This window comes from Nocardia sp. NPDC046763, from assembly GCF_040645495.1.
In the GTDB taxonomy this organism is placed as follows: domain Bacteria; phylum Actinomycetota; class Actinomycetes; order Mycobacteriales; family Mycobacteriaceae; genus Nocardia.
This window is the reverse complement of record NZ_JBEYYI010000018.1, coordinates 112,578-128,615: the sequence shown is the minus strand read 5'-3', so window position 1 is coordinate 128,615 and position 16,038 is coordinate 112,578. Positions and strand designations below refer to the sequence as shown.

Here is a 16,038-nt window from a genome sequence, read left to right as displayed (position 1 = left end):
TTCTGGTATGTCCCGTATCTATATGCCCGACCCGAGGGCTTTGGTGATCGGGAAGAATCCAGTTATTCTGTGGCCGGGCCTCGTCCAGCATTATCTGGATTTACCGAACACGATGTTCAAACCTGCATACAACTCTCTCGGTACCGGTAAAACGACGCCGCCTCCGACGCCTCCGACGCCCTCTACTTCCGATGCATCAGCGATAGCGGGCGGCATGGCAGGTGAGACACTGGCGGGATACCAGGAGTTTGTGGATAAGTTGGCTCGTCTCCAGAAATCCCTCACTGACCTGGAGAAGCAAATCCCGCCAATTACGGACCGCTTGACATTTATTACGGCTGATGCACGAGAGGCGCTAAACCTTATCATCGATACGATGAGTGCGAACGCGGGGAAAGGCCCGGAGTCTGCGGAACAGGATGAAAATACCTGGATTATGAAATTCGTCGATGAGGCAACCCAGACCTTTGACACTCGCATGAACAAAGCAAACAGCGACCTGTTGGAAAGCGTGAATGGAACGCAGGCGCTGACGGACAGGATGAGCGCTCTGGCTGCTGAAATTGCGGCAGGAAAAACTCAGGAAGCCACTGACACAGCCTCGCTAAGGTCGCTACTGGGTGCTGCGGGCGACGCGGGGAACGGGAAGCTGGGGAACGGTTCGGCCGGTAACAGTGCAGCGGATCTGCTCAAGGATCTGGGGTTGGGTCAGCCCGGAGGTTCGGACTCCGGGAAAATCGATGGCTCGAATTCGCCGACTTCGACCGGCAAAGATGGAAATTCGAACACCCTAGGTAATGGGTCGGATACCACAGGCAATGGCGGACTGAATCCGATCGGTGATTCGACCGGCGGTACGGAAAATATTCCTACCCAGTCGGGCTCGGCCCAGGACGCCGGGTACAACGCATCGCCGTTCTCGGACCTGGGGTCGTTGGCGATGCTCTCGGCTATCCCGAATATGTTGAATTCCATGAACCAGGGCTTCGGTCCCGACCCGGCTCTGAACGCCGCGTATCGGACGCCGCAGCAGCCCTTGCCGGCCGCGCCGTTGACTCCGCAACCGGGGACCACCCCCGCCGCGCCGGTCACCGCGCAGTTGTCTCCGCAGTCGGTGTCACCGGACGGCACCAATCCGGGATCCCCGTCCTCGGTCATGCCGCCGCCGGACGCCGACGGGGGCGTGCCGTTCATCTTTCCCGATGGGAAGTCGCAACGGGTCTGTGTCACCGTGTGGAAGGCGCTCGATGCCGCGTTCCACAACCCGGCGGTGCTCGACGCGCGTCAGGCCTACGACAAGACCTCGTCGAGTTGGTCGGATGACAAACACATCGGTGATCCGAAGGACCCGTACGAGCTGATCACCGGAGATGTCGTCGTCTGGCAGGACCCGCCGAAGACCGCCATCGTGCGGCGACTCGGCGGGGCCGGCGATGACGATCAGATCGAGGTCATCGTCGACAAGCGAGTGCAGACCTACGCCGAGGAGATGTCCGACAGCACCGGCAGTTTCAAGGGATTCGGTGGCTTCGCGCGTCCGCGCGGCATTACCGAGCCCGGGAAGCCCGCCGATTCCGACTCGTCCACCGCCACCGGTCTACCCACCGACGACCCGTCGGCGGGGCTGAACACCGGGGCGCTGACGATCTGACCACCTACCGCCGGAGGAATCGACTGTGGACCTGAGCGTCGACCCCGATGCGCAGCTACGGGCCGCGCAGGCGCTGGACGCACTGCATCGCCGCCTGTACGCCGGGCTGCCCTCGGCCTGGGCGCAGCCCGCGGGGCATGACGTGAACTCGCACGCCGTGACCACCGGCATCAATGCGGGAATACAAGATTCGCGAAACCAGGCCATCGCGCATTTCAACGAGCTGGCACGCCATCCCCATCTGATGGGCGCCGCGATGGCCGACCTGACTCAGACCGATGGAGACGGCGCGCGGTCGATCGGCGGCGGTGGGGGAGAGGGACGCCCGAATCCGATCGAGCCACCGCCGACCTATGCCCCGCACTCGGCACCCGTACCGACGCCGCCTTCCGCCCCGCCGGTCGATCCACTCACCTTCGCCCGGCAACTGCACGAGGGTCGGGGCACCGGGCCGACCCGCGACCTCGCGGACTCGCTCCGCCAATATCGTTCCGGCCCTTACAGTTCCGCGCTCGACGAACTACAGACGCTGCTCCCGGTGATCGCCGACTGGACACCGGTGGGGACGGCCATCGCGGACCATCTGGGGACTGTTCAGCAAAAGCTGAGCGACCTCGGCGACGCGCTCGACGGGCACGCCTCGGCGCTCGACAATTACGCCGACGCGTTCGATACCGCCAAGAACCGGCATCCCACGCCCCAGGAGATCCAGTACACCCGCGACAAGCTGCTCGCCGCGATGAAAACGCGGCCGCAGGACCCCGTCGCTGTCGCGGAGGCGCTCGCCAAATTCAACGAGCACAACGCGCGGTCGGTTCAGACATTCACGGAGTACACCGCCAAGTCGGGAACCTCGCCGAAGCCCGGTGACCCCGGCGGTGACCCGTCGAAACCCACGACGGGCGGCGGACAGCCCGTCCCGGGCGGAACCGGCACGTCCAACGGCAACAACGGCAACAACAACCAGAACAGCATGATGGCCGAGATGCTGCCGGCGCTGCTGAGCGGCGCGATGTCCGGCGCGAACAGCCAACTGTCGCAAAACAATCTGTCCAACCAACCGTCGCTGGTCCCGGCCTCCTACCCTGACACCCCACTGCCGTCCGTTCCGACGTTGTCCGACTACGGCGGCGGTGGTCCCGGCCTGCCCGGCGGCGACCCGGGTGGACCGAGTGTGCCGACGGTGTTGACCGACCCGGGACCGCTGCCGGTCGTGGGCACGCCCGCGCTGGCCAGCACCGTCTCTTCCGCGACTCCCACGGCCGTCATCGAGCCGCTGCCCACGGCGGCGAACGCCCGGTCCGCCGCCGGCGTCGGCACCTCGCCGATGGGGCCCTATATGCCGGTGACACCGGGCATGGGCGGCGGTGCCGGTGGCAGCGAACGCTCCCGGGTCGTCGCCTGGCACCCCGACCAGAAGATGTTCGTCGATCACACCCCGCATGTGGAGGCCGTGATCGGCGAGAAACCGACCATCGCGCCGACCCCGACACCAGCCACACCGGCTCCCGCCAATCAGACGGCCACGAAGACCGGAGGTTCCGTATGAGTGACATCCATCCCGACGTGCAAGCCGCCCTCGACGCCGCACGCGATCTGCGCAATCGAATCGCCGACGTCCGCGGGCGGATCGATGCCATTCGCGCCCGCCGCCCGTCACCGACCGGCGCGGTGGTGCCCGAGATCGATGCCATGGGCCGCCTGACCGATCTCTACCTCGCCCCCGGCACCACCGGGCAGTTCGACTGCGAAGAACTCGTCGCCGAGATCATGGCCGCCATCACCGAGAGCACCGCCGACGCCGGACGGCAGTACCAGGCCCTGATGGACTCCGATCCGTGGCACGACTCCGAACCCGCCTCGGCGACACCGGAACACGCCTCGTGAGCGACGAGCTCGCGAACGACGAGAACGACGTCACGGTCGCGGATACCGTGCGCTGGCTGCACGACGAGGGATTGGCGCGGCTGTGCGGCATCGGCGAACGCGCGATGAGCCCGATCGTCGCCTACACCGTGGACGTCGCCACCGGGACCGTCACCGCGTTTCCGGCAGCGGTCACCGGACCCGGCACCGACGTGGTGGCCATGCCCGCCGACGACCTGCCGGCCCCCGGCCCGACATCCAAACGCCTGATCGTGGTCGGGGTGACCGCCACCGAATCGGTCCTGGTGCTCGACCTGGCCGTCATCGCGGCGCTGGGCATCAACGCCGAGCGGCCCGAAGCCACCGCCCGGTCCTGGGTCGCGCAATTACTGCTCGGTCCGCAGATCACCATCGTCACCAACAGCCCCGAACTGGACGCCCCGGCGGGGGCGCGCTGCCGGCACACCTTCATTCCCGGCGGCGCCACCCTGTTCACCGTCGATGACGGGCAGCCACCGGTCACCACGGTGACCCTCAACCCCGCCATCGACGGGCCCGACCATCTCGACGTGGCCGACGACGGATCGGCGGAACTGTATCTCGGCACCCGCTTCTGGCAGCTGCAGCACGCGCTGAGCGTCAACGACCTCACCTGGGCGGCACTCACCGCTGAGCTGGAACTGCCGGCGGAAGAACCCGATTCGCTGGTATCCGGCCGAGCCGGCCATTAATTCAGGAGTATCGATGAGCGACGATCACGACGACCTCGACCCCGCCGCACCGGACTGGCGCGCCCTCAGCTACGAGGTGTTCAACCCCGATCACACCGTCGGTGTCGCCTGCAACCGCGACGGCGAGATCATCGGCCTGCATCTCACCGACGACGCCCGCGACAACGGCGAGACCTGGCTCGCCGCCGAACTGGTGCGCCTCGCGCGGCTCGCGCACCAGAAGTCCCGGCTGGGTCTGCGCACCGAGATGGAGCACAACGGAACCCGCGGTCATACCATCGATTCCTTCGACCTCCCGACCGAGGCTTCCTACCGGGCCATGGAAGCGGCCGAATTCGGCACGCAACACCACTGAGACGACGGGAACCACCATGGTCGACACGTTCGACATCGATGACCCGGACGAGATCGTCGCGGCCGCACACCATCTCGCCTCGGTAGCCGCGGCCATCGCCGGGCAGGTGTTCGACGCGGTGCGGGGCTTCGACCTACCCCGCAAGCCGGTGTCCCCGCTGGACTGTGCCCTCGACGCCGCGAAGCAAGCCCACGTCTTGACGCCCGTGAAAGGAGCCGCGTCGGCGTTTCGCGCCAATTCGGCCGCCACCTGCGACCTGGCAGCGGAGATCGCGCCGGTCTACCGGGTCGTGGACGATACCGGAGCGACCGCGATCGGCCGGGCCGGTCGACCGATCCGATGGACGTATGGAACCTGATCCGGAAGATCCGCGCTGGAAAGAGATCGTCGGCGACAACTGGCCCGACAACGGACCGCGGGAGTGGGGCGCACTGGCCGCGGCCGCCCGTGATGCGGCGGCCACGCTGGACAGCACCGGCTTCGAACAGGCTCGCCGGGATTTCGACGAAAAGGTCCGGGCGAGTGCCGGACTGCAACCGGCGAAGGACGCCATGCGCGCCCAAGCGGGCCGAATCCGGGACCTCAGCGGTGCGCTGGACGCGGCAGCCGACGCCTTCGGACAGATCGCGGATCTGGTGCACGGGACCCAACACAAGATCATCAACATCGTCCACGAAACGAAGGCGCGGCTCGACGAGATTCCCCCGGCACACTCCGAGGACACCTCCGACGATGACAACCGGCAGCGAGATCAACAGATCGGCGAAATCCTCAGCGAGGCCCGTGCCGAGGTGGCCGGATTGGTGAGGCAGGCCGCGGACCTGGTCGGGCCGCAGACCATTCCGGGCTTCGCGGTGATCGCCGAACTGCTCGGGCACACGGGAACCGCGGACGGCGGTGGTCCCGGCCACCGAGCACCGGGACACCCGCCCACCGGCCAGGGCGATTCACGTGGATCCGGCGCGGCGACCGCTCCGACAGCTCCGGTCGGTCCTGGACTCGGATCAGGGACACCGGCAACCCCTGGGCCGAATGACATCGGCTCCCCGGCCCCCGGCATCACACCCACGCCAGGGCCGGAGTCACCCGGCGGCCCGTTCGGCACGGTGCCGGATACGAGGACTCCGAGCATCGCTCCCTTTGGTCCCGACCGGTTCACCGGACGGAGTCCGTCGATCTATCCGAACACCGTCCATGGCACCGGCACCGGATTCGCGGGCGACGCGACAGACCGTTTCACCGACCACTCGCCCGATTCCACCGACCACTCCCCGGCGGTCACCGCATCGCGCGGCGTCGCCGTCAGTGCCCACCAGTCGCCGAACGCGCCGAGTACCGTTGCGGCACAGTCGAACAGCCCCGGGTATCAGCGAACCGACGGCGCACCGGATCCGGTGCGGCCGGATCCCTCCCACAGCGAATCGACGGCCACCGACGATCCCGCGACCGGCAGCGTATCGACTCCGGCCCGCGAGTCCGCGCGGACTGCCGACTCGCGCACGGCCGCATCCGATCAGGCCCCCGCGGGGACTGCCGAGCCGGGCGCCGGTCCGATCGGTGACGTGAGCGCGTTCATGCCGGCGTTCTCCCTGCTCTCGCAGACCGCGCTCCCACAGACCACCGCCGCTGCGGCGCCCACCGGTGCACAAGCCTTTGTGTCGCAATCGAATCCAGCCGCGCAGTCGTCGTCATCGACCGATGTGCGGGGTCCGGGCACCATACCCCGGGTCACCGCATCGACTGCGCAGACCGGTCCGCCCGGTTCGGCCGGTGGCGGTATCGGCTCGACGCTGCCGGCCCCGCACACCGAGCAGCGGAATCAACCGCGCGGCACTCACACCCCGGCCGCTTCCCCCGAGGAAACCGATGACAGCGCGGCGGAATCGGTGCGCGATGCCGTCGGAACCGCGATCGCGGCCGCCGCCGGCCCGCGCTTCGTGCTCGGGGAGCCGGTGGACGGCGATCTGGTACTCGCGCGGACCTTGCTGCGCAGCATCCTGGCGGCGGTCGAGCTGTCGCCGATCGCGCCCGCGTGGGCGGTCTCGGTCATGCGGCAACCCGCCGGGGTCAGTGTCTTCCTCACTTCGAACGAGGGCCGTGGCTGGCTCCCGTCCGGGCTCTTTCTACCCCGCGAGCTCTCCACACCGTGGACCTGGAAGATCTCGCGCGAAGCCCCCTGGGAGGGTTTGTCCGATCCCGCGCGCATCCTGGCCGAATTCGGGCTCGCCTGGGGATCGGCCTCGGGCACGCGACTCTCGGCGATCGCTTCCTCGTCCCCGATCGACCCGCGGTTGCGTGCCGACCTGCGCGAGGTTTCGTGCGAGGGGCAGGTCGGCGCCGCACCCGAACTGGTCCTGTCCGCGCCCGGGCCGGGTTTGGTCGATCGGCTGGAGACGACCGCCTCCCGGCGGCTGCTGGAGCGGGTCGCCGGGATCGGCACGGCCGAGATCGGCGATCGATGTCTCGACCTCGCCCACGACCTGCAGGGCCGCCTGGCGAGTGTGACGGCCGCGACCGGTGACCCCATGGGGGCCAGCGCTCTTCGGGATCGCATCCTGACCGCCATACGAAGTCGCCGACCGGTGCCCGAGGACCTGTGGACCCAACTCCGCGATATCGACGACCTGCTCGCGGCCACGGTCGTGGCGCAGCGTGTCGACGTCGCTCGTATTCCCCTGGGCGGACTGCGCAACGATCGGATCGATGAGCTGACCGCGCTGCGCGCCTTGTCTTTTCAACGGCTCGGCAACGAGCTGGTGCTCCTGCTCGCGCGGGCGCCCGACCGTTCGTGCCTGCGAGACGCGGTCTACGTCCACGCGCACCTCGCCGACCACCCCTTCTTCGACCGATCGGGTCCCACCGCGGGCGAAGACGGACCCGATCGGCGCCGGGTGACCACCGCACCGCCCGGGACCTGATATTCGGGGCGGCGGAACGACTGTGACCGTCGTCGTTGGCCCGTGCTTCCCACCGGCGGGAATTCGGCTGAGCTCACCGGCACCCGATGCCGCGACAATCGACCGGTTGGTGATGGAAGGAGAACCGCATGGCAGACAACGTCAGCTATGACTTCGCTGCGATGGAGCAGCTCGCGCAACACCACGAAGCGCGTAAGGACGAGATCTCCGCCTGGTCGCAGATTCCGAAGGAATGGCTCCGCACGTTCCCCACCAACTACGGCAGCATTGCCCACAAGGTTCACGATTCCCTGAACGATTTCTACAACGCCCGCTACGCGGCCGGGCAAGCGCTCGCGGACCACCATCAGAAACTGGCCGACGACCTGCGCACTGCCGCGAAAAAAATGCAAGATGTCAGCGGCGACGGCGCGGACGCGATCCGAGGCGTCGGGTCCGGCGACGGCTCACCGACCCATCTCCCCGCCCCGACGGGCGGCCCCTCCCACCCGGCCGGGCCTGTCTCGGGTCCCGTCACCCCGGTCGAGGCACACCCCACCGCACCCGTCGATGCACAGCACCCGGTCGGCTCACACCCCGCCGCGCCTTCCCACTCCGGAGCACCCGCCGGCGACCACGGACCCGGATCCTCGACCTTGGCCGTCACGCCCGACCTCTCCGCCGCATCGATGGAACAGACGTCCGCGCCTGGCTCCGGCTCACCCGTTGGCGGCAGCACTGTGACCGGCGCGCCGTTCGCCGGCCCGTTCGACGCGTCCTCCGACCCGTCCACTATGGGACCGGTCCTCCCGTCGGCGGGCGATCCGTCCTCGAACCAGTCCGCCGACGCTCCGACGGCCGACAGCGACGCGGCATCCGCCCCGCTGCTCACTCCGTTCGCCGCGGCCGTCGCCGCGGCCAAGGACAAGGCCGCCGCGCCCGCCTTCGTCGTGAACGAAACGACCAACGAAGACCTGGTCCTGGCCCGCACCCTGCTGGGGGCGGTACTGGCCGCCGCGGATTCGCCCGCCGTCGGACTGGCCTGGGCGGTGTCGGTCATGCGCGGACCGGCCGGGACCCGGGTGTTCATCACCTCCAACGAGGGCCGCGGCTGGCTGCCCGCGGGCATCTACCTTCCGCGCGAGGTGTCGACACCGTGGGCCTGGGACGACATGCTCGCCGCCGACGGCGGATCCCCGTGGGAGGGCGTCGCCGACCCCGCCCGGATCCTCGCCGAATTCGCGCTCGCGTGGGGGGCGAAGTCCGACACCGTGCTGTCGGCGCTCGTCTCCTCCGCACCCATCGACGCGAGCCTGCGCGGCGCGTTCCCCGATGTGGCCGTCGAGGACATGGTGGCACCGGTCTACGACCTCGACCTGCGCAACCCGACGCCCGACACCCTCGACCGACTCGCCCTCTCCGGATCGGCCACCGCCTCGGAAGACAGTGCCGCCGTGCCCGATTCGGCGATCCGCCGGCGCCGCGTAGAGCTGGCGGTCGCCGCACACGCCGAACTCGGCCGGGCCCTCGCCACGCCGCCCGAGGCCCTGAGCGCCCGCACCCTGCGCGGCCGGGTGCTCGACGCCATCGCGGCCGGGCACCCGGTGCCCGCGCAATTGTGGCAAGACCTCCGCGACGCCGACGACCTGCTGGCCGCCGCCATGCTGTCCAGGCGCGTCGACGGCGGGCGGGTCGAACTCGGCAGGCTGCGCATCGACGACGAGGCGGAGGTACTGCGCACCATGGTGTTCGAGCGTCGCTGCACCGAACTCGCACTACTGCTGGCAGACGAACCGACCCGGCAGACGCTGCGAGACGCGTTGTATGCCAGTGAGCAGATCATGTCCCACCCCGGCTACCTCGCTATTGCGACCAGTCCCGTCCGGACCGCGGCCGAGCGGGCAGTCGTCCACACCGACGGCGCGACGACCTCGCCCACCCCCACCGGCCCGCCCCGCGGTGCCATCGTCGGCCCGTCCGATGCACCGGCAGCGCCCGCACCGACGGACGGTCTGTGAACAACCGGAGGTAAACCAGACGATGGCGTGGGATCGTGGACGATCCCACGCCATCGAGGGACCGGCAAGTCGTTGACCCGCCAATGGCAACTCCGGCGGAATCCGCGCCGGAGCCCGGCGATGCGCACCCGGCGGCCGACAACGCAGGTGGGACGGGGATCCCGATGACGGATCGGACCCTGCGCGCCACAGCATGTTTCGGCTGCCGGCCGTGCTCGTCAAGCGGGGACGTTCGCCTGCGGGCTGTTCGGCTGGGGCGCGTTCGGATCGGTGCTCGCGGGTGCGGGTCCGGCAGGATTGGGTGCGGTGGCAGCGGGAGTGTTCGGGTCGGGCTGGGGCGTGGGCGCCGGTGCGGGTGGCTGGCCGTTCTGGTTCTTGGCGTCCGCGTTCTGGTTGTTCGTGTTCTGCTGGTTTTGTCTCAGCATTTCGAGCAGCGACGGCAGCATCGAGATGCCCATCATCGGCAGCATTGTCAGTATCTGCATCAGGCCGCTCATCATTCCGTCGCCGCTGCCCGACCCCGAGCCCGCCGCGGTGGGGGAGCCACCGCTGGAACCGGTACCGGTCGATCCGCCGCCCTGCCCGCCGCCGGCCATCTGCCGGTTGTGCTCGGCGGCCTGAGTGACCTGCGCGTACACGGCGTCGACGGTATCGGAGACCTCGAGTATGAGGGGGCTTTCCTGCGTGGGCTTCAACGTTTGTGAACCAAATGTGGCGCACGCTGTTTTCAGGTTGTCGGCCAGCCGGCCAACGCTCCGCATGATCGTCGCGAACGTTTGAGTATTCGCCGCCGCTACGGTATTCGACACCTGCAACACGGTGTCGTCCAGTTGGGTCAGCGCCGCCTGGCGATCTTGCAGCAACTTGAGGACCTGTTGATAATCCGCGCTTGTCGCACCTTCACCGAAATCGGCGATGATCACGTCGGTCGAAGGTGAATCGATGGTCGGCGGCGGTTCGGTCGTACCGATGCCGAGTAGATCCACCGCCATCTGTATCTCGACAGCCGCCGTCGAGATGAATGTCTTCAACCCCACCGATGCCCCACTGGGGCACGACAATTCCGGAATCTGGTTTCCGGGCGGCCGAACAGGTTGGTTCTGCTGATTTGCCATGTCTGCCGGGACCGCCTCCTACTCGATAGAGCTTCATTGTCCGAGGTTCCCGCAGCTGGGAAGCCACACCGGCGATCTTCGGGCATAGTCGAAGCGCAGGCGCAGCCGGCCGGCGATGCAGGGGGTTCCACATTGGCTGAGCCACAAAGCAACTGCCGCTCTTGGAGGCGATCAACGATGTGCGACAACGGGTGGTGCGAATGACGACCGCTCTCACCGGAGATCTACACGACGTGCTCGGTGCGCTACTCGGCCTCTACGGGTCGGGCCGGCCGGAGGGCGCGCAGTCGATTCCTGTGTCGAAAACCATCGCCGACTCGGGCGCACTCACGGGAGCTACGTCGGTCGGATACACCGACGCCCACGCGATACCGTTGCTGATCGCCGACGCCCATGCCAGACGCGAGGAAATCGTCCAGCAGGCCGTCACGGAGTCCGGTGGCAATACGCTCGAGGGCCGCAACCGGCTGACCAATCAGATCGCCGATCTGCAGTCTCGGGTACAAGCGATCGCCGCGGTGGGCGACACTCGCTTCGGCGGCCCGGCGTTACTCGACGCGGCGCAGATCGCAATAACGAACGCCGCCAAGCAGGTCGACGCGGACACCGTCGCCGCCCGCGCGCTGGCGGCACGAATAGCTCCCCCGTCGCTGCCGAAGATGATCATGACTTCGCGAACCGCGGCGCGGCGCCCCCGCTCTCGCCTCCGGTCACGCCGCCACCCCACGGTGCTGTCGGACGCGACCTCGGGCGGCAATGCCGTGCGGGCCGCCACCGGGTGGCTCGGCACACCGTACGTCTGGGGCGGCGGCGGAATCGGTGGGCCCAGCAGCGGTGGATTCGACTGTTCGGGGCTGACCCAGTACGCGATCGCGCAGGCCTCCGACGGCCGGGTGGTGTTGCCGCGCACCACCTACGAGCAGATCTACAGCGGTTCACGGGTTCCCGTGCACGACGTGCGCCCTGGCGACCTGGTCTTTCCGGCCAGCTCGTTCGGCAGGCACGGTCCCGAGCACGTGCAGCTGGCCGCCGGCAACGGCATGGTCATCGAAGCACCCAACTCGGGTTCGACGGTCAAATGGTCGCGCATGCCGCGCAACGCCGTCGTCGTGCGGGTGCTGTGATCGAGCATGATCATGATGGTCGTATCGATCGTGGTGGGGGGCGCTGCCGCGGGAATCGTGCACACCGTCGCAGTGGCCATCTTGTACGGGATCCCTTGGGTGTCGAGGAATCGCGGAACCCCGAGCGGGAGCGAGGGGAAGCCCTCCGACGGTGGTCGCCGAGGTCTCGGGATGAAGCTCCTCGGTACCCAGATCGAGATCTATGCGATAACCATCGGGTTCGAGTGGATTCATCCGCTCCTGCCACTCGACGGCCTGCTCGGTGCGTTCTTGCTGGCCGTGCTGTTCACCGTATTGCGGAGCTTCGCCCCGATCTGGGCACTGTGGCTGCAAGGGGTGTACTCCGGCCGCTACCTCGCGATCGAGGCCATCGGCGGGACGCTCGGCAGCGGCGCTGTCGTGCTCACGCTCTACGCGTTCGCGCTGTGGTGAGGTGTCTCCGCGGCGCTCTCGTCCACCAGGCGGCAATAGTTCATTCGGTAGGGGCGTAAAAGTGCGCGCATGAACGCGGGGCCATCCGAAATCGTGACGGGAGGTAACACCGCCGGGGTCTCTATCCCTTCCCGGTACCAGTGCAGGGCCAACGGGCATCCGCGGTCTTCGGTCACAGTCAATTCGACCGTCCTGGTTTCCGACAACCGGAACTCGGCCACCCGCTGCCACGCGTCGCGTCCATCGAGCTCATAGACCGCGACCAGGGTCGGCGTTATGGTTGTCGGTCCCATTCCCGCGCGCTCACTCTCTCCTCGCGTCCATTGAAGCGTCCGCGAGGGCGTGGCGACGATCGGGAATCCCCATCTTTGGGAAGCTGGGTTGGTGGAATAGTTGCTCCAGCCAGCGCAGAACCCATTGGAGCGCCGGACGCCACCGGGTGTCGTGAACGGTCCCCTAGTTGGCACCAATGGCGGCAGAATTTGCCAGCGCCATCCCCTACCCTCACTGGAATGCTCAGTGCGGCAGAGCCCCGCGTGAGTGTGCATCGTCGGATGACGAGGTCGGGATGGACGGCTCGGAGAATCGGCCCCACCGGACAGCACGACGACAAACCGGCAGGATTGCCGCACGTCGAGTTCGGGATGAGGCAATGTTCGGAAGGAAGTTCGACTTTCATGCGGATCACCACCAGCCGTTGCCGCAGCTTCGATTACACCGTCACGAGGCCGAGTCCGTGTGCCGTCGGCCTGGGCGCCGTCCAGCTCGGGTCGACCTATCGTTTCTCCGACTGTCTCGTCGCGACGATCGAGATGGAGCACGGTGATCAGGTGCTGGGAAGTGCGGTGGCGAGAGCGATTCGGCGCATCGCGACCCATAGCGACGCCGCGATGATCGTCATCGACGGCTACCTGCGTCCCCCCTCCATGAGTGAACGCGAATCCCAGGACACCGACCTGCTCACCGATCTCGCCGATGCCCTCGATCTGCTCACCGATATCAATGCTCAGCTCTCGCGCGGTAACGACGATGTCCACGTGATGCCGTTCGGATGGCATGTCCGCGCCCGGGCCGACGTGTTGAGCGGCGCGTTCGGCCAGCGATCGATTCAACTCGGAGGTGGTGATCCGATGGTCGCGGGACGGGTCGTCGCGGTGTTGGATGTGCCTGTGGCGCAGCGATTTTGGGAGGGATCGCCGACCTCGGCGCCGGTCGGGGCGTAATCGCCGAACCGGAGTGCGGTCGGCGGCTGTCCCTAGCCGCCGGCCGCAGTCGAGGCCGCCGTGTGGTCGAGGCGAACTCCGGATGTGGCCGGATCCGGAGCTCGGGGATCCGACCACACGATCGAAGACACGGGATGAGGGAGCCGTGCCTTCCACCGTCTTGGCCGCTATATAACGGCTCGTTAGATAATGGCAAATAATTCCGTCGCGCTCAGCGCGAGCTGTTCCCAACCGTGGGAGACTGCGTGACCGTGCCGGTCCGGCCTTCGCCTCGCATGATCAGTTTCCGCAGCAGCCTCGACTGCGCGGTGAATTCATGGACGAGCGTCCAGTCGCCGCGTCGCTCGCGAAACGACACGGTGCCCTCGGGCGGCATCCGTGGATCGATCTCGATCAACTCGCGGGAGAATCGGATGCCCTGCTCCAGATCCGACTGATAGATGCGCACACTCGCGCGCGGAGTCAGGATCAGCGATGGTGCCCTGTCGAGATCCCCGTGCGGAATCCGCAGTGACACAATGGAAAACGGCCCCTCCTGCGGATAGCCCTGGAACTCTCGCGTGCCCGCAGTGAAGCAGCTGACCTCGCGCAGCCGGACCGAACACGCGAACTCGATCGATTCGGTGGTCAGTGGCCCGGCAATCGAGGAGAGCGCGGTCGTGGTCGCGTGAAAGCGCTGGATCTGCGAGGGAATCGCCATGCTTTTCGCCGTCCGGATTCGGTGAGGGAGTGGTGGCCTGAGGCATTCAACCTGCGTATGTGGCGAAGATTCTTCCCGCTCGTGGGAAGGTCGCTTGCCGCCGACGTGTCTACCCTTCGAGCAGACCGGATCGGCGGAAGGAAAGCCCGAGTTGTCAGCGGCCGAGGACGCGTTCTACACCGGAGTTCAAAGTCTCGGAATGGTCGGAGGGGGTGTACGCAACGACGTACATGCGCTGGCCGCGTTCCGGGCGGCAACCGACCTCGACCCCGACGCATGTGATGCTTGGCTGGGGCGGGCCATGGCCGGTGAAGTCACCGGTGAAGTCATCTATGGCGCCTATCGATCCGTGCACAATCTCTACCGGGACCAGCAGCGTGCGGGTCTGTCCGACCGATCTCTGTGGTGCCAGATCGAGATCGGTGTCTACGGCCTGCGGATCGCCATGGCCGACCGCGATCAGATCGCCATCGCCCAGGCGTGTCAGTACGCCGACGGTGGCGAATGGGACGAGGCCATGATCATCCTCGACCAGCTCCCGCATGACGGCGTCGCGCAGTTCACCAGGCTGTCCATCTACTTCAGAACCCAGCGCTGGCTCGACGTCATCGCGGCCCGCGCGGCGAACCCGCTGATCGAGGACGGACTGCTCGACATCGCGGCCGAACTCATGACCGCGCAGGCACTGGCGCAGCTCGGCCGGTTCGGTGAGGCGCTGCCGCGCGCGCAGCGCATCGTGGAGGACAGCACCTCCGGGAGCCTGTCGTTCATCTGGGCCGACGCGCATTTTCTGCTCGGGATGGTGTTGCGCCACAACGGCGATCACGATGCGGCCGATCGAATCCTGAAGGGACTGCAGGGTTCCTCACTGTGGTCGCAGCGCCCGCAGTGGCAGCGAGCCGTCGCGGACAAGGCCTACCGCCTCCAGATCACCAGTGCCGAGATGATCGAAACTCGCACCGATCGCTGGGATCCCAAGTCCGGCGACGACCCGGCCGAGCTGGCGGCGACCGCGGCCCGTTCCGAGCGCGAGACGCTGGTGTCCGAGGCCTCGGATCTGCTGCGGGCGCAGATCGGGATGGACTCGGTCAAGGAGCAGGTCGACCGGCTCAAATCCGGTGTGCTCATGGACCAGGTCCGCGTCGAGCGCGGGCTCACCGTCGACTCCCGCTCCCACCACCTGATCTTCTCCGGCCCGCCCGGCACCGGTAAGACCACCGTCGCGCGAGTCATCGCGAAGATCTTCGCCGGTCTGGGAGTTGTCGAGAATGCCGAGGTGATCGAGGCGTCCCGCAATGACATGGTCGGCACACATCTGGGCCACACCGCACCCAAGACGAACGCGCTGATCGATTCCGCGCTCGGTGGTGTGCTGTTCGTCGATGAGGCGTACACCCTCATCCAGGAGGGCCTGTCCGGCGGCGATGCCTTCGGCAAGGAGGCCGTCGACACCCTGCTCGCCCGCATGGAGAACGACCGCGACAAGCTCGTGGTCGTCATCGCCGGATACGAGGACCAGATCGACCGCTTCCTGGCCTCCAATGACGGTCTCGCCTCGCGATTCACCAAACGCATCCGGTTCTCGAGCTATGACCCCGACGAACTGGTGCAGATCGCCGATCATATTGCGCACAACAAGGATTCGATCCTTGCGCCGGACGCGCGGGAGGCCCTGCGGCGCCGATGCGAGCACCTGTCGCAGGCGACGCGCAACGGTCGCAGCCTCATCGACCTGGCGGGCAACGGCCGTTTCGTGCGCAACGTGGTCGAATCCGCGGAATCCGAACGCGACTACCGGTTCACCCGCGAGCACGTCGACGTCGCGCGGATGTCCGATGAAGAACTGATGACCATCTCCGTGGACGACATCACCGCGGCCCTCGAAGGATTGGCGCCGACCGCGACGGTCTGACGCCCGCCACGGAA

General features: G+C 67.3%; 14 protein-coding genes. 12 read left to right on the top strand and 2 right to left on the bottom strand.

Annotation, left to right across the window (positions count from 1 at the left end):
• The first annotated feature begins 7 nt into the window (after positions 1 to 7).
• The 8 genes from ABZ909_RS27300 to ABZ909_RS27265 all read left to right on the top strand — a co-directional run bounded on the left by ABZ909_RS27300 (position 8) and on the right by ABZ909_RS27265 (position 9,518).
• A complete protein-coding gene (locus ABZ909_RS27300) occupies positions 8 to 1,651 on the top strand; it encodes a hypothetical protein (RefSeq protein WP_357004697.1) in 1,644 nt (547 codons plus the stop codon).
• Between the two features lie 25 nt (positions 1,652 to 1,676).
• On the top strand, positions 1,677 to 3,200 hold the full coding sequence (locus tag ABZ909_RS27295) for a hypothetical protein (protein WP_357004696.1): 1,524 nt from the start codon (positions 1,677 to 1,679) through the stop codon (positions 3,198 to 3,200).
• Positions 3,197 to 3,538 carry a hypothetical protein gene (locus ABZ909_RS27290; protein WP_357004694.1) on the top strand — a complete coding sequence of 114 codons (342 nt, stop codon included), beginning with the start codon at positions 3,197 to 3,199 and terminating at the stop codon, positions 3,536 to 3,538. The genes ABZ909_RS27295 and ABZ909_RS27290 overlap by 4 nt, the downstream gene beginning before the upstream one ends.
• Positions 3,535 to 4,248 carry a hypothetical protein gene (locus tag ABZ909_RS27285; RefSeq protein ID WP_357004692.1) on the top strand — a complete coding sequence of 238 codons (714 nt, stop codon included), beginning with the start codon at positions 3,535 to 3,537 and terminating at the stop codon, positions 4,246 to 4,248. The genes ABZ909_RS27290 and ABZ909_RS27285 overlap by 4 nt, the downstream gene beginning before the upstream one ends.
• A 13-nt stretch (positions 4,249 to 4,261) precedes the next feature.
• Complete coding sequence (locus ABZ909_RS27280) at positions 4,262 to 4,603, top strand: hypothetical protein (protein WP_357004691.1); 342 nt, start codon at positions 4,262 to 4,264, stop codon at positions 4,601 to 4,603.
• Positions 4,604 to 4,619: 16 nt separating this feature from the next.
• On the top strand, positions 4,620 to 4,961 hold the full coding sequence (locus ABZ909_RS27275; protein ID WP_357004689.1) for a hypothetical protein: 342 nt from the start codon (positions 4,620 to 4,622) through the stop codon (positions 4,959 to 4,961).
• A complete protein-coding gene (locus ABZ909_RS27270; RefSeq protein ID WP_357004687.1) occupies positions 4,951 to 7,521 on the top strand; it encodes a hypothetical protein in 2,571 nt (856 codons plus the stop codon). Before ABZ909_RS27275 ends, ABZ909_RS27270 begins: the two co-directional genes overlap by 11 nt.
• A 128-nt stretch (positions 7,522 to 7,649) precedes the next feature.
• Positions 7,650 to 9,518, top strand: a complete 1,869-nt coding sequence (locus ABZ909_RS27265; protein WP_357004685.1) for a type VII secretion target — start codon at positions 7,650 to 7,652, stop codon at positions 9,516 to 9,518.
• Positions 9,519 to 9,736: 218 nt separating this feature from the next.
• Here ABZ909_RS27265 and ABZ909_RS27260 read toward each other — a convergent pair whose 3' ends face one another.
• Positions 9,737 to 10,633, bottom strand: coding sequence for a hypothetical protein (locus ABZ909_RS27260; RefSeq protein WP_357004683.1), 897 nt, complete (start codon positions 10,631 to 10,633; stop codon positions 9,737 to 9,739).
• A 200-nt stretch (positions 10,634 to 10,833) separates the two neighbouring features.
• Here ABZ909_RS27260 and ABZ909_RS27255 point away from each other — a divergent pair, with 200 nt between their 5' ends.
• The 3 genes from ABZ909_RS27255 (at position 10,834) to ABZ909_RS27245 (ending at position 13,412) form a co-directional block, all read left to right on the top strand.
• Positions 10,834 to 11,757, top strand: a complete 924-nt coding sequence (locus ABZ909_RS27255; protein WP_357004682.1) for a C40 family peptidase — start codon at positions 10,834 to 10,836, stop codon at positions 11,755 to 11,757.
• A gap of 171 nt (positions 11,758 to 11,928) precedes the next feature.
• Positions 11,929 to 12,189, top strand: coding sequence for a hypothetical protein (locus ABZ909_RS27250; protein WP_357004680.1), 261 nt, complete (start codon positions 11,929 to 11,931; stop codon positions 12,187 to 12,189).
• 677 nt (positions 12,190 to 12,866) lie between these two features.
• Positions 12,867 to 13,412, top strand: coding sequence for a hypothetical protein (locus ABZ909_RS27245; protein ID WP_357004678.1), 546 nt, complete (start codon positions 12,867 to 12,869; stop codon positions 13,410 to 13,412).
• Between the two features lie 211 nt (positions 13,413 to 13,623).
• Here the strand turns inward: ABZ909_RS27245 and ABZ909_RS27240 are convergent, their stop codons facing one another.
• On the bottom strand, positions 13,624 to 14,112 hold the full coding sequence (locus ABZ909_RS27240) for a hypothetical protein (RefSeq protein ID WP_357004676.1): 489 nt from the start codon (positions 14,110 to 14,112) through the stop codon (positions 13,624 to 13,626).
• Between the two features lie 199 nt (positions 14,113 to 14,311).
• Between ABZ909_RS27240 and eccA the strand changes: the two genes are divergently transcribed.
• The gene (eccA, locus tag ABZ909_RS27235; RefSeq protein ID WP_357004674.1) at positions 14,312 to 16,024 is read left to right on the top strand and encodes a type VII secretion AAA-ATPase EccA; all 1,713 of its coding nucleotides are present in this window, start codon (positions 14,312 to 14,314) and stop codon (positions 16,022 to 16,024) included.
• The last annotated feature ends 14 nt before the right edge of the window (positions 16,025 to 16,038 follow it).